Raw genomic sequence first — 17,226 nt, 5'->3', positions numbered from 1 at the left:
CGCCGCTATAAGAGGCGCCATGCGGCAAGGCCAAGGCAAAACGAGCAGGCATGTTCCCGCCGTCTGGCTGATGACGGACGAGCGGGTGAGCGACGCCGCGCTGCTGCGCGCGATCGCCCGGCTGCCGCGCGGGTCGGCAGTGGTGGTGCGGCACTATTCGCTGGACGAAACGGCGCGGCGCGATCTCTTCGCGCGTATCCGCCGTGCCGGTCGGGGCCGGGGCTTGCAAATCCTCCGCGCCGGAGACGAAGCGACGGCGCGAACATGGCGCGCCGATGGCCATCATGGCGAGAATCGCCGAACCACGACCGGCAAGCCCTGGCTGCATAGCGTGCCCGTTCACAATCTCCCCGAACTGCGCACCGCGATCCGCGCCGGGGCCGATGCCGTGCTGCTCTCACCCCTGTTCACGACCCGCTCGCACCCCGGCGCGTGCCCGCTCGGCGCCGCGCGCTTCGCCGCCATCGCCCGATGCTCGTCCGTTCCAGTGATCGCACTCGGCGGCGTCCGGCCGCGCCATGCAGCGCTTCTGCGCCAGCTCGGCGCGGCGGGCTTTGCCGCGATCGACGGACTGACTCGGTCGCTATGAGCGCGCCGGAGCTGTTCCATTTCAGCGAGCAGGGCGACATTGCCCGCTTCACCCCGCGCCCCGTTGCGACACCGGCGGCACGAGTGCCCGGCATGGAGTGGCTCAACGGACCGCTGGTCTGGGCGATCGATGCCTGGCACCAGCCCATGTATCTCTTCCCGCGCGATTGCCCGCGCATCCTCGTCTGGCCGACCGATGCGACCGGCGAAGACGATTTGGTGCGTTATTGGCCCGGCGGTCCGGCGCGGATGCTGGCCTATGTCGAGCAGGGCTGGCTCGACCGGTTGCGCAGCGCGACACTCTTTCGCTACGGCTTGCCGTCCGCATCGTTTGAGGCGCTGGAAGCCGGCATGTGGATTTCGCGAGAAGCCGTCGCACCCAATCGGGTCGAGCCAGTGTCAAACCTGCCGGAACGCCTCGCCGCGCTCGATGTCGAGCTTCGCCCGGTCGCCGATCTACGTCCGCTCAAGACATTGTGGGAGACCAGCCTGCACACAAGCGGTATCCGCCTGCGCAACGCAGAGTACGGCTGGTCCTAAAGCTGGTTCTCAGAATTTGAAGGTCGTGCCGACGTAGACGGCCTGACTGTCCTGCGCCTGATCGGTCAGCGTCGGGGCAAGGCGATTGCTCGGCCCCTTGTAGCGCACGCCGGCCTGTACGTTCAGGTTGCGGGTCAGCGAGTAGCTGCTCGACAGATCGACCGCATAGCTTTTCTCGGTGCCGAGGGTCTGCGGCGAATCTTCCGCCGGCGAGGCCACCGTCGCCTCGCGATCCTGAACGAGGATATTGGCCGAGAAGCGATCCTTCTTCGGGCGCAGCGTATAGCTTGGCAACGGCTCAACCATCTTGCTCTCGATCACCGGATCCGGGATCGCCGGGTCGAGCTTGGTCCCCGCCGAGAAGCGCTCCAGTCCCTTGGTCACGCCGAGGCGATAGGCGACCGGCGCCAGGCCCAGATTGGGCAGGATGCGCTCGCCACGCGCGCTTTCCAGCGCACGACCGGGCGCGCGGACGAGAATGGTGAGCGAGCGACCGTTCACCGATCCGCTCGCCGGCGTGAAGCGGAAGCCACGGCTCTGCGATTCGCGCGCGGCCTTGGCATAGGCCTTCGCCAGCTTGTCGTCATTGGTGACGGGCGTGAACGATCCGATGCTGCCGAGCATCTGGAGCGACACGGGCACTTCCGGCTTCTTCGGGGAAATCGCGCCGAGAACCGCGGAAAGTGCCGGCGTCAGGGCAAGCGAACCGGCGGCGGCAATCGCGCCCAGTCCTGCAATCATGCCCCTCGTCACACGCACTTGAAGACTCCTGATCCGACTCCGAAGAGACAACAAATCTTATCATGAGGGAAGCACCGGAACCAGCGAGCGGGGCGAATTGCCCTGCGGCGTGACTATTTATCCACAGTCACGGCCGGCTCGACGAATGCCGAACCCCTCCGACTCGGCCTTTGCGTGGTCTCCTCAAAGGAATCAACCCTCATGGCGACGAACTGTTGGTTCGCGACGGGCGAGGCAGGAGACCGTGCCTCCTCGGGTAAGTCCGGCGAAGCCGCCGCCCGGAAACGGCCACTTGTGCCCCGGACATCGTCCACTATAGAGGCTGATCGACAGGGTGTCCGGCGCCAGACCGGAAGCACAGGAATGGAACGACATGGTTCTTAGGGAACATAAGCGACTGACAAGCGGCCTCGCGCTGGCTCTTTCCTGCGGCCTGCTCGCGGGATGCGGCGGCGGCAAGGAGCGTCCGCGCGCGGATATCGCGGCGTCGCGCGTCACCAGCATCGGCGTCAACGGCTATCTCTGGCGTGCGAGCCTGGAGACGCTCTCGTTCATGCCCTTCCTGCAGACGGATTCGAACGGCGGCGTGATCCTGACCGACTGGTACATCAATCCGGGCTCCACCAACGAGCGCATGAAGCTCACGGTCACGATCCTCGATCAGGATCTTCGGGCCGATGCGCTGCGCGTCGCGGCGAGCCGCCAGACGCTGACCAACGGCGAATGGATCGATGCGCCCGTGCAGGCCGCGACGACCCAGAAGCTGGAAGAGATCATCCTGACCCGGGCCCGCGATCTGCGCCGCCGCGCGATTGGCGGCGAGGGCTGACGGGTCGCGCCCGGCCGCTTCGCGCCGGGCTCGTGACATGAGGCAAATATCGTGAGCGACAGACGCTTCAACCCCGCTGCTGCCGACGCCCGTTGGCAGGCCGTGTGGGATGACAGGCAGAGCTTCAAGGCCGGCGTGCGCGAAGGTGCGCCCAAAAGCTATGTGCTGGAGATGTTCCCCTATCCCTCGGGGCGCATCCACATAGGCCATGTCCGCAACTATTCGATGGGCGACGTGCTGGCGCGTTTCCGTCGCATGCAGGGGCATGACGTGCTCCACCCGATGGGCTGGGATGCGTTCGGCATGCCGGCCGAGAATGCGGCGATGGAGAAGAAGGTCCATCCCGGCGAATGGACGCGCGCCAATATCGCGGCGATGAAAGCGCAGCTGAAGCGCCTCGGCTTCGCGCTCGACTGGAGCCGGGAGCTCGCGACCTGCGAGCCGGATTATTACGGCCAGGAGCAGGCGCTGTTCCTCGATCTCTACGAGGCCGGCCTCGTCTATCGCAAGGAAAGCGCGGTCAATTGGGACCCGGTCGACATGACCGTGCTCGCCAACGAGCAGGTGATCGACGGGCGCGGCTGGCGCTCGGGCGCGCTGGTCGAGAAGCGCAAGCTCTCGCAGTGGTTCCTCAAGATCACCGACTTCGCCGACGACCTGCTGGCGGGTCTGGGCGAGCTCGACAAATGGCCCGACAAGGTCCGGCTGATGCAGGAGAACTGGATCGGCAAGAGCGTCGGCATGCAGTTCCACTTCGCGCTGGATAAGCCGGTGGACGGCATCTCGACGCTGGAAGTCTTCTCGACCCGCCCCGACACGCTCTTCGGCGCCAGCTTCGCCGCGATCGCCGCCGATCATCCGATCGCGCTGGCCCTCGCGCAGAATGACGCCGATCTCGCCGCCTTCGCCGAGGAATGCCGCCGCACCGGCACCGCCGCTGCGGAAGTCGAGACACAGGAGAAGAAGGGCTACGACACCGGGCTCTCGGTCATCCACCCGCTCGATCCTGACTGGAAGCTGCCGCTCTACGTCGCGAATTTCGTGCTGATGGATTATGGCACCGGCGCCGTCTTCGGTTGCCCGGCGCATGACCAACGCGATCTCGATTTCGCCCGCAGATATGCCCTGCCCGTGCAGCGCGTCGTCGCGCCGCAGGGCGACGAGACCGCGCCGATCCATGACGAGGCTTATGTCGGCCCCGGCAAGCTGGTGAATAGCCGCTTCCTGGATGGCATGGGTGTGGAAGAGGCCAAGGCCGAGGTCATCGCCCGTGCCGAAGCCGGCAAATGGGGCAAGGGTACGACCGTCTGGCGCCTGCGCGACTGGGGCGTTTCGCGCCAGCGTTACTGGGGCACGCCGATCCCGTTCATCCATTGCGCGGCCTGCGGCGTCGTGCCGGTCCCCAAGGACCAGCTGCCCGTCGTCCTGCCCGAGGATGTGAGCTTCGAGATTCCCGGCAATCCGCTCGATCGGCACGCGACATGGAAGCATGTCGATTGCCCGAAATGCGGCAAGGCAGCCGTGCGCGAGACGGACACGCTCGACACGTTCGTCGATTCGAGCTGGTATTTCATCCGCTTCGCCAGCCAGCCGAGCGATCAGCCGTTCGATCGCGCCGAGGCGGAAAGCTGGATGCCGGTCGGGCAATATATTGGCGGCATCGAGCATGCGATCCTGCATCTGCTCTACGCCCGCTTCTGGACGCGCGCGCTCCAGCATATCCAGAAGATCGGCGTCGCCGAGCCGTTCGAGAGCCTGTTCACGCAGGGCATGGTGACGCACGAGACCTATCAGGCGCCGGACGGCCGCTGGCTCGCGCCCGAGGAAGTCCGCGTCGAGGGCGGCAAGGTGACGATGCTCGCGACCGGCGAGGCCGCGCAGGTCGGCCGCGTGGTCAAGATGTCCAAGTCCAAGAAGAATGTCGTGGACCCGGACGAGATCATCGAGCGCTATGGCGCCGACGCAGTGCGCTGGTTCATGCTGTCGGACAGCCCGCCGGAGCGCGATCTGCCCTGGACCGAGGCCGGAATCGAAGGCGCCTGGCGCTTCGTGAACCGTCTCTATCGTATGTTCGGCCAGATCGGCGAAAGCGGCGACGGCAGCGAGGACAAGGCCCTCAAGCGCAAGCTGCACCAGACGATCGCAGGCGTCGCCAAGGATATCGAGGCGCTCGCCTTCAACAAGGCCGTCGCCAAGATCTACGAGCTGGCCAATGCCATCGAGAAGGCCGCGCCGAGTGCGACCAAGGCCGAGGCGATCCGCGCCATGGCGCTCCTCGTTGCCCCGATGACGCCGCATCTCTCCGAGGAAGCCTGGGCGGAAATGGGTGGAGAAGGACTGGTTGCCGACGCCATGTGGCCGTCCGTCGATCCGGCCTTGCTGGTCGACGATGAAGTGACGATAGCCGTGCAGGTGCAAGGCAAGCTCCGCGATACGCTCATCGTCCCCAAGGGCACCGACAAGGCTACGCTGGAGAGCCTCGCGCTCGCCGCGCCCGGCGTCGTGCGTACGCTCGATGGCGCCACGCCCAAGAAGATCATTGTCGTGCCCGATCGCCTGGTCAATCTGGTCGTCTGATGCGCCACGCCGCCCTCCCGCTCCTGCTGCTCGCGAGCCTTTCGGGCTGCGGTCTCAAGCCGCTCTATGCGGGCGGGCGCAGCGGCGAGGCAGCGCAGGCACTGGCCAGCGTCTCGATCGAGGCGATTCCCGGCAAGGGCGGCTGGTTGATGCGCAATGCGCTGGAAGACCGGCTGAAGACCATGGGCGAAGGCAGCCCGCGCTATCTGCTCAAGGTGCAGCTCGATGATCGTATCGAGGGCCTCGGCGTGCGTGCCGACGACACGGTGACGCGCGAGCGTCGCACCCTGCGCGCGCGTTATCAGCTGGTCGACAACAGCAATGGCCAGACCGTGCTTGACGAAACCACGGGCTGGGACGCGGGTATCGACGTGGCGTCGAGCGAATATGCAACCGTCGCGGCGGAAGACAGCGCGCTCGAGCGGCTGACCGAGATCGTCGCCGACCGGGTGCTTGCCCGCGTCGCGCTCGGCGCGCAGGAATGACGTTGCGGTGAGTCTGCGCGCGGACAATGCCGCCGCGCTGAAGGCGCTCGACGCGCCCGCCGCCAATATCCGGCTCTATCTGCTCTATGGTCCCGATGAAGCCGGGAGCGAAGCCCTGTCCGCGCGCTTCGGCAAGGCGATGGGCCAGGGCGCCGAGCGGATCGATCTCGACGGGCCGACCCTCCGCAGCGATCCCGCTCGCCTGTCGGACGAGGCGGCGTCCATCTCCATGTTCGGCGACAAGCGCTGGATCCGCGTCAACCCGGCCGGCGAGGAATCCTTACCCGCGGTCGAGGCGCTGATGGAAGCGACAGCGGCGGGCGATCCGGTGGTGATGATCGCCGGCAATCTGCGCAAGACGAGCAAGCTGCTGACCTATGTCGAGGGACAGAAGGCGGCGGTCGCGATCATCAGCTATGCGCCGGAAGGCCGCAATGCCGAGCAGCTCGCCGTCAATATGGGCCGCGAACTGGGACTGGAATTGCCGGGCGATCTGGCGCGCCGCCTCGTCCAGATCACCAGCGGCGAGCGCGGGCTGCTGGCGAGCGAGATCGAGAAGCTGGCGCTCTATCTGGATGCGACGCCCGAAGAACCGCGCGCAGCGACCGCCGAAGTGCTGGACGCGCTGGCAGCCGAAGGCGGCGAGCAGCAGCTCTTCAAGGCGGCCATGGTCGTCCTCTCGGGCAATGTGCGCGGCACCGAGCATGAGATCGCGCACCTGCGCCAGAGCGGCGGATCGCTCGCCGGCCTGCTGCGCATCACCCTCCAGCGCGCCGTCGGCCTCTCCCAGGCGCAGAACGGCCAGGGCCAGCGTTTCGGCGGCCGCGGCGACGAGCCGACCAACCTGCGCGGCGACGATCTCGACAAGGCGATCGTCCGCATGGCCGAAGCCGAGCGCACCAGCCGCCTGTCGCACATGGTCGGCGAGGTGGTGCTGGCGCAGGAACTGGTCAACGTTGCAAGGCTGGCCGCGCGCGGGCGCTGAGCTTCAGTCGAAGTTGCCCTTCCCGGTACAAGACGTCGCCAGCCCCTCCTCCGATGGCGACGGACAATATCCGTAACATTCCCAATAGTTGCGCTCCGGTCGCCGGTCTAGAAAGCCGGCCAACGACACAGACCAGGGTTTGGGACACGGACGATGAGCAGGCTGCTGCAACTGAATGACGATGGGCTCGCGCGGCTTGTCGATGCTTTTTACGCCCGCGTGCGCGCCGACGCTTCCCTCGGTCCCGTTTTCAATGACGCGATCGGCGACTGGCCCGAGCATCTTGAGAAGCTGGCCGCCTTCTGGTCGTCCGTCATGCTGACCAGCGGTCGCTACAAGGGACAACCGGTGCCGGCACATATGAAGCACAAGAGCCGCATCACGCCTGCCCTGTTCGATCGCTGGCTGGCGCTCTGGGCCCGCACCACAGACGAGCTGATGGTGCCGGAAGCGGCGGCCGCACTTCAGGACCGCGCCGCGCGCATCGCCCAGAGCCTCCAGCTCGCCATGTTTTTCCGGCTGGACGACCAGCCGGCCATCCGGCCCGCCTGAAGCGACGGACCATCATCTACGGAGTAAGCTGCCATGACTGACATTCCGCTCGTGGACCTCAACGTCTATCACAAACCCCATGACCTTGCCGATCGCATAGCGCTCGGCTTCACCAAGATGTTGCGCTGGTCGGCCGATACCTTCTTCGCCAAGCGCTACGGGCACCGCGCCATCGTGCTGGAGACGGTGGCGGCCGTGCCGGGCATGGTCGGCGCCACGATCAATCACCTCAAGTGCCTGCGCCGCATGTGCGACGACAAGGGCTGGATCCGCACGCTCATGGAGGAAGCGGAGAATGAGCGCATGCATCTCATGACCTTCATCGAGATCGCCAAGCCGACCCTGTTCGAGCGCTTCGTCATCCTCGCCGTGCAGTGGGTCTTCTATCTGGCGTTCTTCGCGCTCTATCTCGTGAGCGCGCGCACCGCGCACCGCGTCGTCGGCTATTTCGAGGAGGAAGCGGTGATCAGCTACACGCTCTACCTCGCCGAGATCGACGAGGGCCGCAGCGCCAATGTGCCGGCACCCGCCATTGCCCGCCACTATTGGAAGCTGGCCGATGACGCGACCTTGCGCGATGTCGTGCTGGTCGTTCGGGCGGACGAGGCTCATCATCGCGACATCAATCATGGCTTTGCCAGCGAGCTGGCCGGCCTTGCTCCTGCCGTCACAGCGGCGCCCTATCCGGCGCATGCCGACGACATCCGGATGGCGGCCTGAGATGAGCGCCGTGCGCCCCTATCGTTCGACACCCATGTTCGACGAAGAGACGCTACCCGCTGCCCTGCGCGCCCGCCATTCGACAAAGGCGGGCGTGTGGGGCATCATCCGCGTCACCGCGGGGCAAGTGCGCCTGTCCTATCTCGATCCGGCCTCCGACGTCATCCTGGACGCCGATCATCCGGGCATCGTACAGCCCGAACAACCGCATTTCGTGACGCCGCTCGGCCACATGACAATGCAGGTCGACTTTTATGACCGGCCGCCCGATGGCGCTTAGGGCTGTTTCGCCTCCGCCGGCGCCTCGGCTTGCTCATACTCCAGCGCAACGCTGGGATCGCAATCATAACCGTAGATATATTGGCCGGGCTGTCTGGTCCAGGCGATGAAGCGGGCGCCGTTGTTCTCCAGCACGCTCTTGTCCTCGAACCATTGCGTCGCGAGCAAAGTCTTGCCGTCATCGGAGAGCTTGTAGCGCTCGACCATGTGGATCTGGTCGCTGTGATCCAGGCCGTTGTTGGTGATCGTGGAGGGCGCGATATGCGTCGTGTCGATCACCAGCTCCTTGCCGTCCCATCGGCCGACCGAATGGCCCATCTTGCTGTGCGGAGCATCGGCGGGCGGATGCGCCCGGCCGTCCATGAAGATGATGCGGACCTGATCGAAATATTCGTATTTCATCACGATCATCTGCGGCGACTGGTGCAGTTCGAACGGAAACGGCCCCTGCATAGAATAGATGATCGAGGGGGCGGCGCAGACCCGCGAGAGCCTCATCTCGTCGGCGGGTTTCCATTTCGACGCGGCAGCCAGCGCATCAGGCTTGAGCTCGAGTCCGCCATAGACGTTGACCGGAAATTCCGCGACGCCGGTATCGTCGATCACCGCAGTATCGGGCGGCAGCTTGGCGATCAACGCGCTATCATTGGCGGGCAGCGGCATGGACAGCATCCAGAAGCCCGAAAGATCGGGATGCTCCTGCGCGATGGCCGATGCCGGCAGGGCAAGCGCCAGGAGCGCCGGGAGAAGGCGGGCGGGCATCCGCATCAGCCGTCCGACTGACCGAACGGCGCCTGACCGATCATCTTGCCGGTGGCATCATGCGCTTGCCTCAACCGCAGATAGGGCTTGCCATCGCGCGCCGCCCATCCGTCGATCGTGATGACGTCGCCCGGCTTGATGCTCGCCCGCGTCCAGCCGCGGCGCATCAGGATCACCGGCGCGTTGGTCTCGGCGCGCCATTTCTGCACCTTGCCGTCCGCGCCGGTCACGTCGAAGGCGATGATGCCGTGCGGGTTGGTGAAGTGGAAGGCCGTCACGGTGCCCTTGAGCTTCACCATCCGGTCGGAGTCGAAGAACACGGCGAAGCTGTGATGCGCCTGCGCCATCTGGCCACCAAGCATGGCAATCAGGCAGGCCGCCGCAAACGATGGTCGGGCCATTTTCGATTTTCCTCTCTTGTACACCTTCATTCCGTGCTCAATCGTTGCTCTCAATAATTATTGAGAATTACAACTTTAGAAGCGCATGTCAACGATCCACCGTCCGCCAGCGTCCACCCTGCCAGATTGACGCGGCCGCGCACAGCGCCGATGCTGCGACCCAGTGCAGCGAGGAGCCGCGATGACAGTTCGAACGGGAAGCTGCCTGTGCGGCGCCAGAGCCTATGAGATCGAGGGCGAGATCGGCGGTGTATGGATCTGCCATTGTTCGCTCTGCCGCAAGGCGACCGGCGCGGGCGGCATCGCGATCCTGATCGTGCCGAGGGAGCGGTTCCGCTGGCTGCGCGGCGAGGATCATGGCGTCACCTATGAGCTGCGCGAGAGCTACACGATGACGCGCTGCAAGACCTGCGGCACGCCGCTGCCTGCCGAAACGGACGAGAAGAATATTTATGTGACGGCCGGCACGCTCGATGAGCCGCTCGGCAAGGGCATCCGCACGCACATCTTCTGCGCGTCCAGAGCCGATTGGGACCGGGACGAGCCCGATGTCGGCTATTTCGACGAGCGACCGGGCTGAACACCTGTCCTCCCATTGACGCTGCCTCGCCCGCACCCGATATTCGCAGCCATGGACAAGCTCAATCTTTCCGACGCCGAATGGCGCGAACGCCTGACGCCGCAGCAATATCATGTGCTGCGCGAGCATGGCACCGAGCGCGCCTTTACCGGCGAGTATAATGCCAACAAGGCGCAGGGTATTTATCACTGCGCCGGCTGCGGCCTGCCGTTGTTCGACAGCGGCCACAAATATGACAGCGGCTCCGGCTGGCCGAGCTTCACCGCGCCCGTCGAGGACGGTGTCGTGGAGGAAATCATGGACACGACGCACGGCATGCGGCGCGTCGAGATACGCTGCGCACGCTGCGAGGGGCATCTCGGCCATGTCTTCCCCGATGGGCCGGGGCCGACGGGCCTTCGCTATTGCATGAACAGCGCCTCGCTCGACTTCGAGTCCGGCCAGGACTGACTCTCAGGCCTTGCCCCCATTCAGCGCTTGTAAAGGCGGCAGGCGCTTGTACGTCATGCGCGAGATGAACGCGAAGCAGGGCGAGGCATGGCCAAGGCACAGACGATGAGTCGCGTGAAACTCTGGACGATACGGCTCATCAAGATTGGACTGGCGCTCGGCATCGGCGGCTTCATTGCGCTCGCCATCGCGGTCGTGATCGCCATGCAGTCGCTCCCCAGCTTCGAATCGATGAAGAGCTCGCCCAACGGGCAGATGATCCGCGTCCACGCCGCGGACGGCACCGTCATCGTGTCGCTCGGGCCGAGCTATGGCCGCTGGCTGAGCTATGATCAGATTCCCGAGATCATGACCCGCGCCCTGGTCTCGGTCGAGGACAAGCGCTTCTACATGCATCCGGGGATCGACCCGATCGGCATGTCCCGCGCCGTCTATATGGGCTACATAAGGCGCGGCGAAGGCCGCCGCCTCCAGGGCGCATCGACGATCACCCAGCAGCTCGCACGCAATATCTTCCTCAACAACAGCTATTCTGCGGGTCGCAAGCTGCGCGAAATGATCCTCGCGCTGGCGCTGGAGCGCAAATTCTCCAAGCGCCAGATTCTCGAGCTCTATCTCAACAAGGTCTATTTCGGCGGCGGCGCCTATGGCGTGGATGCGGCGAGCCGGAAGTTCTTCGATCATCCGGCGACCAGTCTCAGCCTTGCCGAAGCGGCGGTGATCGCCGGTCTGGTGAAGGCACCTTCGGCCTATTCGCCGACAGCCGACGCCGAAGCCGCTGCCGGACGCGCCGGCGTCGTGCTCGACGTTATGCGGGCCAATGGCGACATCACGGCGGCCGAGCGCGCCGCCGTCGATCTCGACAGCGTCAAGATGGCCCCGGAAAAGGCGCAGGATTCTGTGCGCTACTTCACCGACTGGGTGCTGCCGCAGCTCGACACTCTGGTCGATGAGCAGGAGCAGCCGATCGACGTCTACACGACGATCGACCTGCGGCTGCAGCGCGCGGCCGTCGCGGCTATCCAGGGCAATGTGCCGGGCGGCGCGCAGGGTGCGCTGGTGAGCCTCGATCGCGATGGCGCGGTGCGTGCGATGGTCGGCGGGCTGGACTATATCAGTTCCAACTATAACCGCGCGACGACGGCGGAGCGCCAGCCCGGTTCGTCCTTCAAGCTGTTCGTCTATCTCACCGCGCTCGAATCCGGCTACACGCCCGAAACGGCGGTCAACGACAGTCCGGTCACGATCAACGGCTGGAGCCCGCGCAACGACAATCGCAAGAATGTCGGCGAGATCGACGTGCGGACGGCCTTTGCATACTCGATCAACACGATCGCCGCGAAGCTCGGCATGGAAGTGGGCTTTGCCTCGGTTGCCGACATGGCGCGGCGCTTCGGCATCTCGACGACGATCAACACGCATCCCTCCATGGTGCTCGGCACGTCCGAGGTGCATGTGATCGCCATGACTCAGGCGTTCGCCAGCGTGGCGCGCAAGGGCGTTGCCGTGAAGCCCTATGGCATTCTCAAGGTCGCGACGGCCGATGGCGAAGTGCTTTACGAGCACAAGGACGACACCAGCCGCGTGCTAGTCGCTCCGTGGGTCGCGGCCGGCATGACGGACCTCATGCAGACCGCGGTCAACACCGGCACTGGCCGCGCCGCGCAGATCGGCCGACCGGTCGCGGGCAAGACCGGCACCACCACCAGCAACAAGGATGGCTGGTTCATCGGTTTCTCGAGCGGCCTCACCACGGGCGTGTGGATGGGGCGTGACGACAACCGCGCCATACCGGGTCTTGCCGGCGGCCGCGCACCGGCGCGGGCCTTCGCGGCCTATATGAAGGTCGCGACGGCGAACCGGCCGGTCGAGAAGTTCGAGACCGAGGTCACCTTGCCCGAGTGGCAGCTGGAGCCGGACGAGGAAGCCTATGGCCAGCCGGACAATGGCATGATGGTCGATGAGGATGGCATGCCGCTGCCTTCGGCGGGCCAGGAGGAGGATCGCTCCGGCGGGGACGAAGGCGATGGCGTGCCATCCGCGACCGCCCCGCAGCGGATCGATCAGCGCTGGATCGACGATGTGCTGGGCCGCAATCCGCGCCAGCAACCGGCGCGCCCAAGCCCCAGCCCGCGGCCGACGCCGTCGCAGCCCTGAGCGTCACTCAGACTGTGTAGCGATGCAGCCCCGCGCCTTCGCGGCGGAGCCAGGCGCGCGCGACGTCCGGATCGGCCGGCGAAATGGCACGCACGAGCGCGTGGAAATCCGGGCCGTGATGCATATGCTTCAAATGCGCGACTTCGTGCGCGACGGTGGCGATGCGGACATGCGGCGGCGCGAGGATGAGCCGCCAGCTGTAGCGAATGTCGCCGCGCGCCGAGCAACTGCCCCAGCGCGCGCGCGGATCGCCGATCGACACGCGACCGAGTGGTAGCCCATGCCGGGTTGCGAGCGCTCGCGTCTCCTGTTCGAGCGTTGTCCTGGCCCGCGCCTTGAGCCAGCGCAGCGTCCGCATGCCGGCAAGATCGGCCGGGCCGCCGACAAGCAGGCTGCCTGCCTCGCAGCGGATTTGTCGGCCGGGGAGGCCGGTCGCCACGATGCGCAGCATCTCGCCCTCAACCGGCACCTGCGCACCGGCGGCGAGCTGGACGGCGCCGCCCGCGCGGCCACGCTGCTGGGCCACCCAGCCCTGCTGCTCCTGCGCCCAGGCAAGCGCCGAGCGGATCGGCGTCCGGGCGGGAATGGTCAGCAGCGCGCGATCAGCGAGCCCGTCGAAGCGCAGTTTCATGCGGCGCGAGCGGGCGTGCCGCAGGATGATCAGGGGAATGACCGCGCCATCGGCCAGCGCGAGCGGATGCTCAGAGCGGCTGCTCGACAATATGGTCCTCCAGATCGCCGGCGAGCGCTTCGGAAATGACGCGGCCGCGCACGCTCTGCCCCGCACGGTGGATCGCCTCGCGGTCGCCGCAAACGAGATAGTGCCACTCCGGCAGCGGCTTGCCCCGCGCGCGACGGACATAGGCGCAGCTTTCCGGCAGCCAGTTGATGCCGTCCAGCTTGGCCGGGGTCAGGCGCAGGCAATCGGGCACGAACGCGCGGCGATGGCGATAATTGGAGCAGCGCGCGGTCTGGGTATCGAGCAGGCGGCAGGCGACGTTGGTCGGATAAATGCGGCCGGTGTCGAAATCCTCGACCTTGTGCAGGCAGCATTTGCCGCAGCCGTCGCACAGAGCCTCCCATTGCGCGCGGTCGAGCGTCTCTAGGGGCTCTTCCCAGAAGTTCATCGCACGAACTGGACGAGGAAATCGCGCACGGCCTTGGCGGAGGCGGCTTCCTCGGCGCTCGCGGCGCCGATCGGGACCAGCGCGATCGGCTTGCCGTCGGGATCGAACAGGAACGGCGTACGCGAATGATTGACGAGATAGTCCTGCGTCGCCTTTTCGTCCCCTTCCTTGCTGGAGACGACCACGAAGGCCTTCTTCACGGCTTCGATCTGCTCGGGCGTGCCGGTGAGGCCGATCAGCTTCTTGTGGAAAGCCGAGACATAGGCCTTGAGCACTTGCGGCGTGTCGCGCTCCGGATCGACGGTGATCATGATCGGCTGGATCTTCGCGGCCTTGGCCGGATCGTCCTTCTCCAGCATCCGGTAGCCGGCCATGATGTCGCGCAGATCGAGCGGGCAGACGTCCGGGCAATAAGTGTAGCCGAAATAGACGATGCGATACTTGCCGGCGAAATCGGCCCAGCGGACGCTCTTGCCGTCCTGGTCGGTCAGGGTGAAATCGCCGCCGATGCTCGCGCCGATGAGGTTCCCTTCCTGGGCGACCTCGGCATTGTTGCCGGGCGATCCGCCCTGGCAGGCCGCGAGCGCCAGAGCCACGGAAAGGAAAAGAGAATTTTTGCCGGCTTTGTTCATGACAGGGCCAGCCATGCCCTGCTATTGGGGCCAGCGCAACCGCAGAGACCACCGGTTCGATCGAGGGGGACGCAGACTTGACGCAGCATGGCCGATACCAGACGAAGCACGCAGCCGGCCGCTGGCTGGCGCTGGCGTTTGCTGCGTTGATCGGCCTGTTGATGGCGCAGCCGGCCGCCGCGCAATTCTCGGAAAGCTACAAGTTTCTCGAGGCGATCCGGAAATCGGACAACAACGCGATCATCAAGTTTCTCGAACAGCCCGGCGTGACGCCGATCAACACGCGCGACAAGACCACGGGCGAGACAGCGCTTCTGATCGTCATCGGCCGGCGCGATCTCACCTTCACCAACTATCTGCTCGGGCGCGGCGCCCGCCCGGACCTCGCCGACAATGGCGGCCGCACCCCGCTCATGCTGGCCGTGGAGAAAAGGTTTCATGAAGGCGCGCAGCTGCTGATCGCGCGCAAGGCCAATCCCAACCAGTCCAACAGCAGCGGCGAGACACCGCTCATCCGGGCGGTGCAGATGCGCGATCTGGAGATGGTTCGCCTGCTCATGAACAACGGTGCCGATCCCGCGCGGCGCGATCGTCTCGCCGGCATGTCCGCGATCGACTATGCCAAGGCGGGTCAACCTGTCGCCGGCATGATGGAGGCCCTGACGGCCAAGCAGGCCGCGCCGCAGAACAAGGCGGTGCAAGGGCCGAGCCTGTAGCCTGACAGCTGAGCTGCCGGGCGCGGTCATCCGAACGCCAGCCGCAACTGCGCTTCTTCTTCCTCATCCTCCTCGCCGTCCGGATCGACCAGGTTCGACATGCCGAGGCCGAGCAGGCGCGCACCGATCGGCAGCGGCAATTCCGCACGCAGCAGCGCCGCGCCGATGGTCAGCAGATCCTCGGCATTGACCGGCGGGCCGGAGAGCGTGCGCGAGCGCGTCAGGATGCGAAAATCACCGAGTTTGATCTTGAGCGTGACGGTGCGTCCGGTCGCCCGTGAGGCGGTGACGCGCGTCCACAGGCGATCGGCGATCTTGGTGAGTTCGGTGACGAGCTGCTCCTCCGCGCCGATATCCGTCTCGAACGTGTCCTCGACACTGATCGACTTGCGCACTTCCCGCTCACGCACCGGTCGATCGTCCATGCCGCGCGCGGCGGCGTAGTAAAATGAGGCCGACTTGCCGAAATGACGCTGCAGCGCCTGCATCGGCCAGGCCTTGAGATCGGCGCCCGAATGAATGCCGAGGGAGTGCATGCGCCGCGCCGTCACCGGCCCAACGCCATGGATGCGCGCGACCGGCATGGCGGCCATGAACGCCTCGGCCTCCTCCGGCTTCACGATGCAGAGGCCATCGGGCTTGTTCTGGTCCGAGGCGAGCTTGGCGATCAGCTTGTTGCACGAGACGCCGGCCGAGGCGGTGAGTCCGGTTTCCTCGCGGATGAGGCGGCGGATTTCCTGCGCGATATAGGTGGCCGAGGCAATGCCGAGCTTGTTGTCGGTGACGTCGAGATAGGCCTCGTCGAGCGAGAGCGGCTGGATCGCGTCAGTGAAGCGCTCGAAAATGGCGCGAATCTGCTGCGAAACGGCACGATAGGCATCGAAACGCGCGCGCACGAACAGCAGATCGGGGCAGAGACGCCGCGCCTGACCGCCGGGCATGGCCGAGCGAACGCCGAACTTGCGCGCCTCATAGCTCGCCGCCGCCACGACGCCGCGCGGGCCGCCGCCACCGACCGCGATCGGCTTGCCGCGCAGTGCCGGATCGTCGCGCTGCTCGACCGATGCGTAGAAAGCATCCATATCGACATGGATGATCTTGCGCGGCTTGGCGGAAGCGTCCGTCATGGGCCGCTTATGCCACGACAGGCGCTTGAACGAAAGGGGAACAACACGATCCGAGCTCCCCTGACTTTCCTCATACGGCATATCGCGGAATTTCTCGAAACTTTTGTTATTCAACGGCTTGTGAAAATCTGTCCCGACATCCCTTCCTCGCTGTAGGACAGGGGGAAATTTGCACGGAGGTCCGGCCATGAATCTCGACGTCACGGATATCGACGGCGCCTGCCATTGCGGCACGGTGCGTTTCCATGTGCGGTTGACCGATGGGCTGCGCACCGCGCGGCGATGCACCTGCTCCTTCTGCCGGATGCGCGGCGCCGTCACGGTGTCCGCCGGGCTGGGCGGCATCGACATCCTCGCGGGCGAGGCGGCGCTGACGCTCTACACATTCAACAGCGGCGTGGCGCAGCATTATTTCTGTTCGAAATGCGGCATCTACACTCACCATCGGCGGCGCTCGAACCCCAATGAATATGGGGTCAATGCGGCGTGCCTGGAGGGAATCAGCCCGTTCGATTTCACGGAAATGGCAGTCCATGACGGTGTCGCGCATCCGAGCGACACGGGGGTATCGCGCATTGCGGGTGTGCTGCGGTTCGTTGCGGCGGACGCGAACGACCCTGCACAAGCGCTGTGAGTTGTCCGCATCCCCCGGGCTTGCCTCGGGAAGGTCATGACACCCCTGTCCTACACCCGCGCCCTCATGTCATAAGTTAGCCCGAGGCAAATCGACGCCTCCGCTCTTTGACGCCGTGAAACCCCTGAAAATCCGCCAATCCCGCTCGCCCCGAGCCGTGACTTTACGCATCACCATGGCTCACACGTGTGAACTTGGAGAAGTTACGGCGCGGGATCGGCGGAAAAGTGCCATTTCCGTCGGATGGCTCAAGGCCCGACACGCGCCTATTCGCTGCACATTGGCCCGCTTTCGGTCCCGAAACGCGGCATATCGTATCGAGAGCCGTCCGTCGCGCGCACTTG

Annotated in this window: 21 protein-coding genes; 14 read left to right on the top strand and 7 right to left on the bottom strand. The window is 65.6% G+C overall.

Features of this window, described 5'->3' with window-relative positions; genetic code table 11:
- The first annotated feature begins 19 nt into the window (after positions 1 to 19).
- Together KM135_RS14190 and KM135_RS14185 are read left to right on the top strand one after the other, a co-directional pair.
- Positions 20 to 589 (top strand): thiamine phosphate synthase, encoded by a 570-nt coding sequence (locus tag KM135_RS14190; protein ID WP_221714665.1) that lies wholly within the window; start codon positions 20 to 22, stop codon positions 587 to 589.
- A complete protein-coding gene (locus KM135_RS14185; protein ID WP_221714664.1) occupies positions 586 to 1,128 on the top strand; it encodes a DUF6886 family protein in 543 nt (180 codons plus the stop codon). Before KM135_RS14190 ends, KM135_RS14185 begins: the two co-directional genes overlap by 4 nt.
- 9 nt (positions 1,129 to 1,137) lie before the next feature.
- Here the strand turns inward: KM135_RS14185 and KM135_RS14180 are convergent, their stop codons facing one another.
- Positions 1,138 to 1,887 carry a hypothetical protein gene (locus KM135_RS14180; RefSeq protein WP_221714663.1) on the bottom strand — a complete coding sequence of 250 codons (750 nt, stop codon included), beginning with the start codon at positions 1,885 to 1,887 and terminating at the stop codon, positions 1,138 to 1,140.
- A gap of 355 nt (positions 1,888 to 2,242) precedes the next feature.
- Between KM135_RS14180 and KM135_RS14175 the strand changes: the two genes are divergently transcribed.
- The 7 genes from KM135_RS14175 (at position 2,243) to KM135_RS14145 (ending at position 8,297) form a co-directional block, all read left to right on the top strand.
- A complete protein-coding gene (locus tag KM135_RS14175; RefSeq protein ID WP_221714662.1) occupies positions 2,243 to 2,698 on the top strand; it encodes a DUF3576 domain-containing protein in 456 nt (151 codons plus the stop codon).
- Positions 2,699 to 2,749: 51 nt separating this feature from the next.
- On the top strand, positions 2,750 to 5,275 hold the full coding sequence (gene leuS / locus KM135_RS14170) for a leucine--tRNA ligase (protein WP_221714661.1): 2,526 nt from the start codon (positions 2,750 to 2,752) through the stop codon (positions 5,273 to 5,275).
- Complete coding sequence (gene lptE, locus KM135_RS14165) at positions 5,275 to 5,760, top strand: LPS assembly lipoprotein LptE (RefSeq protein ID WP_221714660.1); 486 nt, start codon at positions 5,275 to 5,277, stop codon at positions 5,758 to 5,760. Before leuS ends, lptE begins: the two co-directional genes overlap by 1 nt.
- Before the next feature lie 7 nt (positions 5,761 to 5,767).
- Positions 5,768 to 6,745 carry a DNA polymerase III subunit delta gene (locus KM135_RS14160; RefSeq protein ID WP_343228198.1) on the top strand — a complete coding sequence of 326 codons (978 nt, stop codon included), beginning with the start codon at positions 5,768 to 5,770 and terminating at the stop codon, positions 6,743 to 6,745.
- Between the two features lie 153 nt (positions 6,746 to 6,898).
- Positions 6,899 to 7,297 (top strand): group III truncated hemoglobin, encoded by a 399-nt coding sequence (locus tag KM135_RS14155; protein ID WP_221714659.1) that lies wholly within the window; start codon positions 6,899 to 6,901, stop codon positions 7,295 to 7,297.
- Between the two features lie 33 nt (positions 7,298 to 7,330).
- A complete protein-coding gene (locus KM135_RS14150; RefSeq protein ID WP_221714658.1) occupies positions 7,331 to 8,017 on the top strand; it encodes an alternative oxidase in 687 nt (228 codons plus the stop codon).
- A 1-nt stretch (position 8,018) separates the two neighbouring features.
- Entirely contained in the window at positions 8,019 to 8,297 is a 279-nt protein-coding gene (locus KM135_RS14145; protein ID WP_221714657.1) for a TehB family protein, read from the top strand.
- Here KM135_RS14145 and KM135_RS14140 read toward each other — a convergent pair.
- The gene (locus tag KM135_RS14140) at positions 8,294 to 9,058 is read right to left on the bottom strand and encodes a hypothetical protein (RefSeq protein WP_221714656.1); all 765 of its coding nucleotides are present in this window, start codon (positions 9,056 to 9,058) and stop codon (positions 8,294 to 8,296) included. The two genes, KM135_RS14145 and KM135_RS14140, sit on opposite strands and share 4 nt — an antisense overlap.
- 5 nt (positions 9,059 to 9,063) lie before the next feature.
- Entirely contained in the window at positions 9,064 to 9,459 is a 396-nt protein-coding gene (locus tag KM135_RS14135; protein WP_221714655.1) for a DUF6152 family protein, read from the bottom strand.
- Positions 9,460 to 9,640: 181 nt separating this feature from the next.
- Between KM135_RS14135 and KM135_RS14130 the strand changes: the two genes are divergently transcribed.
- From KM135_RS14130 to KM135_RS14120, 3 genes are all read left to right on the top strand, one after another.
- On the top strand, positions 9,641 to 10,039 hold the full coding sequence (locus KM135_RS14130; protein ID WP_221714654.1) for a GFA family protein: 399 nt from the start codon (positions 9,641 to 9,643) through the stop codon (positions 10,037 to 10,039).
- 51 nt (positions 10,040 to 10,090) lie between these two features.
- Complete coding sequence (gene msrB, locus KM135_RS14125) at positions 10,091 to 10,489, top strand: peptide-methionine (R)-S-oxide reductase MsrB (protein ID WP_221714653.1); 399 nt, start codon at positions 10,091 to 10,093, stop codon at positions 10,487 to 10,489.
- Positions 10,490 to 10,576: 87 nt separating this feature from the next.
- Complete coding sequence (locus KM135_RS14120; RefSeq protein ID WP_221714652.1) at positions 10,577 to 12,646, top strand: transglycosylase domain-containing protein; 2,070 nt, start codon at positions 10,577 to 10,579, stop codon at positions 12,644 to 12,646.
- Between the two features lie 7 nt (positions 12,647 to 12,653).
- Here the strand turns inward: KM135_RS14120 and KM135_RS14115 are convergent, their stop codons facing one another.
- From KM135_RS14115 to KM135_RS14105, 3 genes are read right to left on the bottom strand one after another with little or no spacing between them, the layout of a single operon-like run.
- On the bottom strand, positions 12,654 to 13,367 hold the full coding sequence (locus KM135_RS14115; RefSeq protein ID WP_221714651.1) for a M48 family metallopeptidase: 714 nt from the start codon (positions 13,365 to 13,367) through the stop codon (positions 12,654 to 12,656).
- On the bottom strand, positions 13,348 to 13,773 hold the full coding sequence (locus tag KM135_RS14110) for a YcgN family cysteine cluster protein (protein ID WP_221714650.1): 426 nt from the start codon (positions 13,771 to 13,773) through the stop codon (positions 13,348 to 13,350). The genes KM135_RS14115 and KM135_RS14110 overlap by 20 nt, the downstream gene beginning before the upstream one ends.
- The gene (locus KM135_RS14105; protein WP_221714649.1) at positions 13,770 to 14,420 is read right to left on the bottom strand and encodes an SCO family protein; all 651 of its coding nucleotides are present in this window, start codon (positions 14,418 to 14,420) and stop codon (positions 13,770 to 13,772) included. Before KM135_RS14105 ends, KM135_RS14110 begins: the two co-directional genes overlap by 4 nt.
- Positions 14,421 to 14,482: 62 nt before the next feature.
- Here KM135_RS14105 and KM135_RS14100 point away from each other — a divergent pair, with 62 nt between their 5' ends.
- The gene (locus tag KM135_RS14100) at positions 14,483 to 15,121 is read left to right on the top strand and encodes an ankyrin repeat domain-containing protein (protein ID WP_246606111.1); all 639 of its coding nucleotides are present in this window, start codon (positions 14,483 to 14,485) and stop codon (positions 15,119 to 15,121) included.
- Between the two features lie 26 nt (positions 15,122 to 15,147).
- Here the strand turns inward: KM135_RS14100 and dinB are convergent, their stop codons facing one another.
- Entirely contained in the window at positions 15,148 to 16,248 is a 1,101-nt protein-coding gene (gene dinB, locus KM135_RS14095; RefSeq protein WP_221714648.1) for a DNA polymerase IV, read from the bottom strand.
- 187 nt (positions 16,249 to 16,435) lie between these two features.
- Here dinB and KM135_RS14090 point away from each other — a divergent pair, with 187 nt between their 5' ends.
- Positions 16,436 to 16,882 carry a GFA family protein gene (locus KM135_RS14090; RefSeq protein ID WP_221714647.1) on the top strand — a complete coding sequence of 149 codons (447 nt, stop codon included), beginning with the start codon at positions 16,436 to 16,438 and terminating at the stop codon, positions 16,880 to 16,882.
- The last annotated feature ends 344 nt before the right edge of the window (positions 16,883 to 17,226 follow it).

Source organism: Sphingobium xanthum (assembly GCF_019737615.1).
GTDB classification, from domain to species: Bacteria; Pseudomonadota; Alphaproteobacteria; order Sphingomonadales; family Sphingomonadaceae; genus Sphingobium; species Sphingobium xanthum.
Note: the sequence above shows the minus strand (reverse complement) of the source record. Positions and strands in the feature narration are given on the sequence as shown.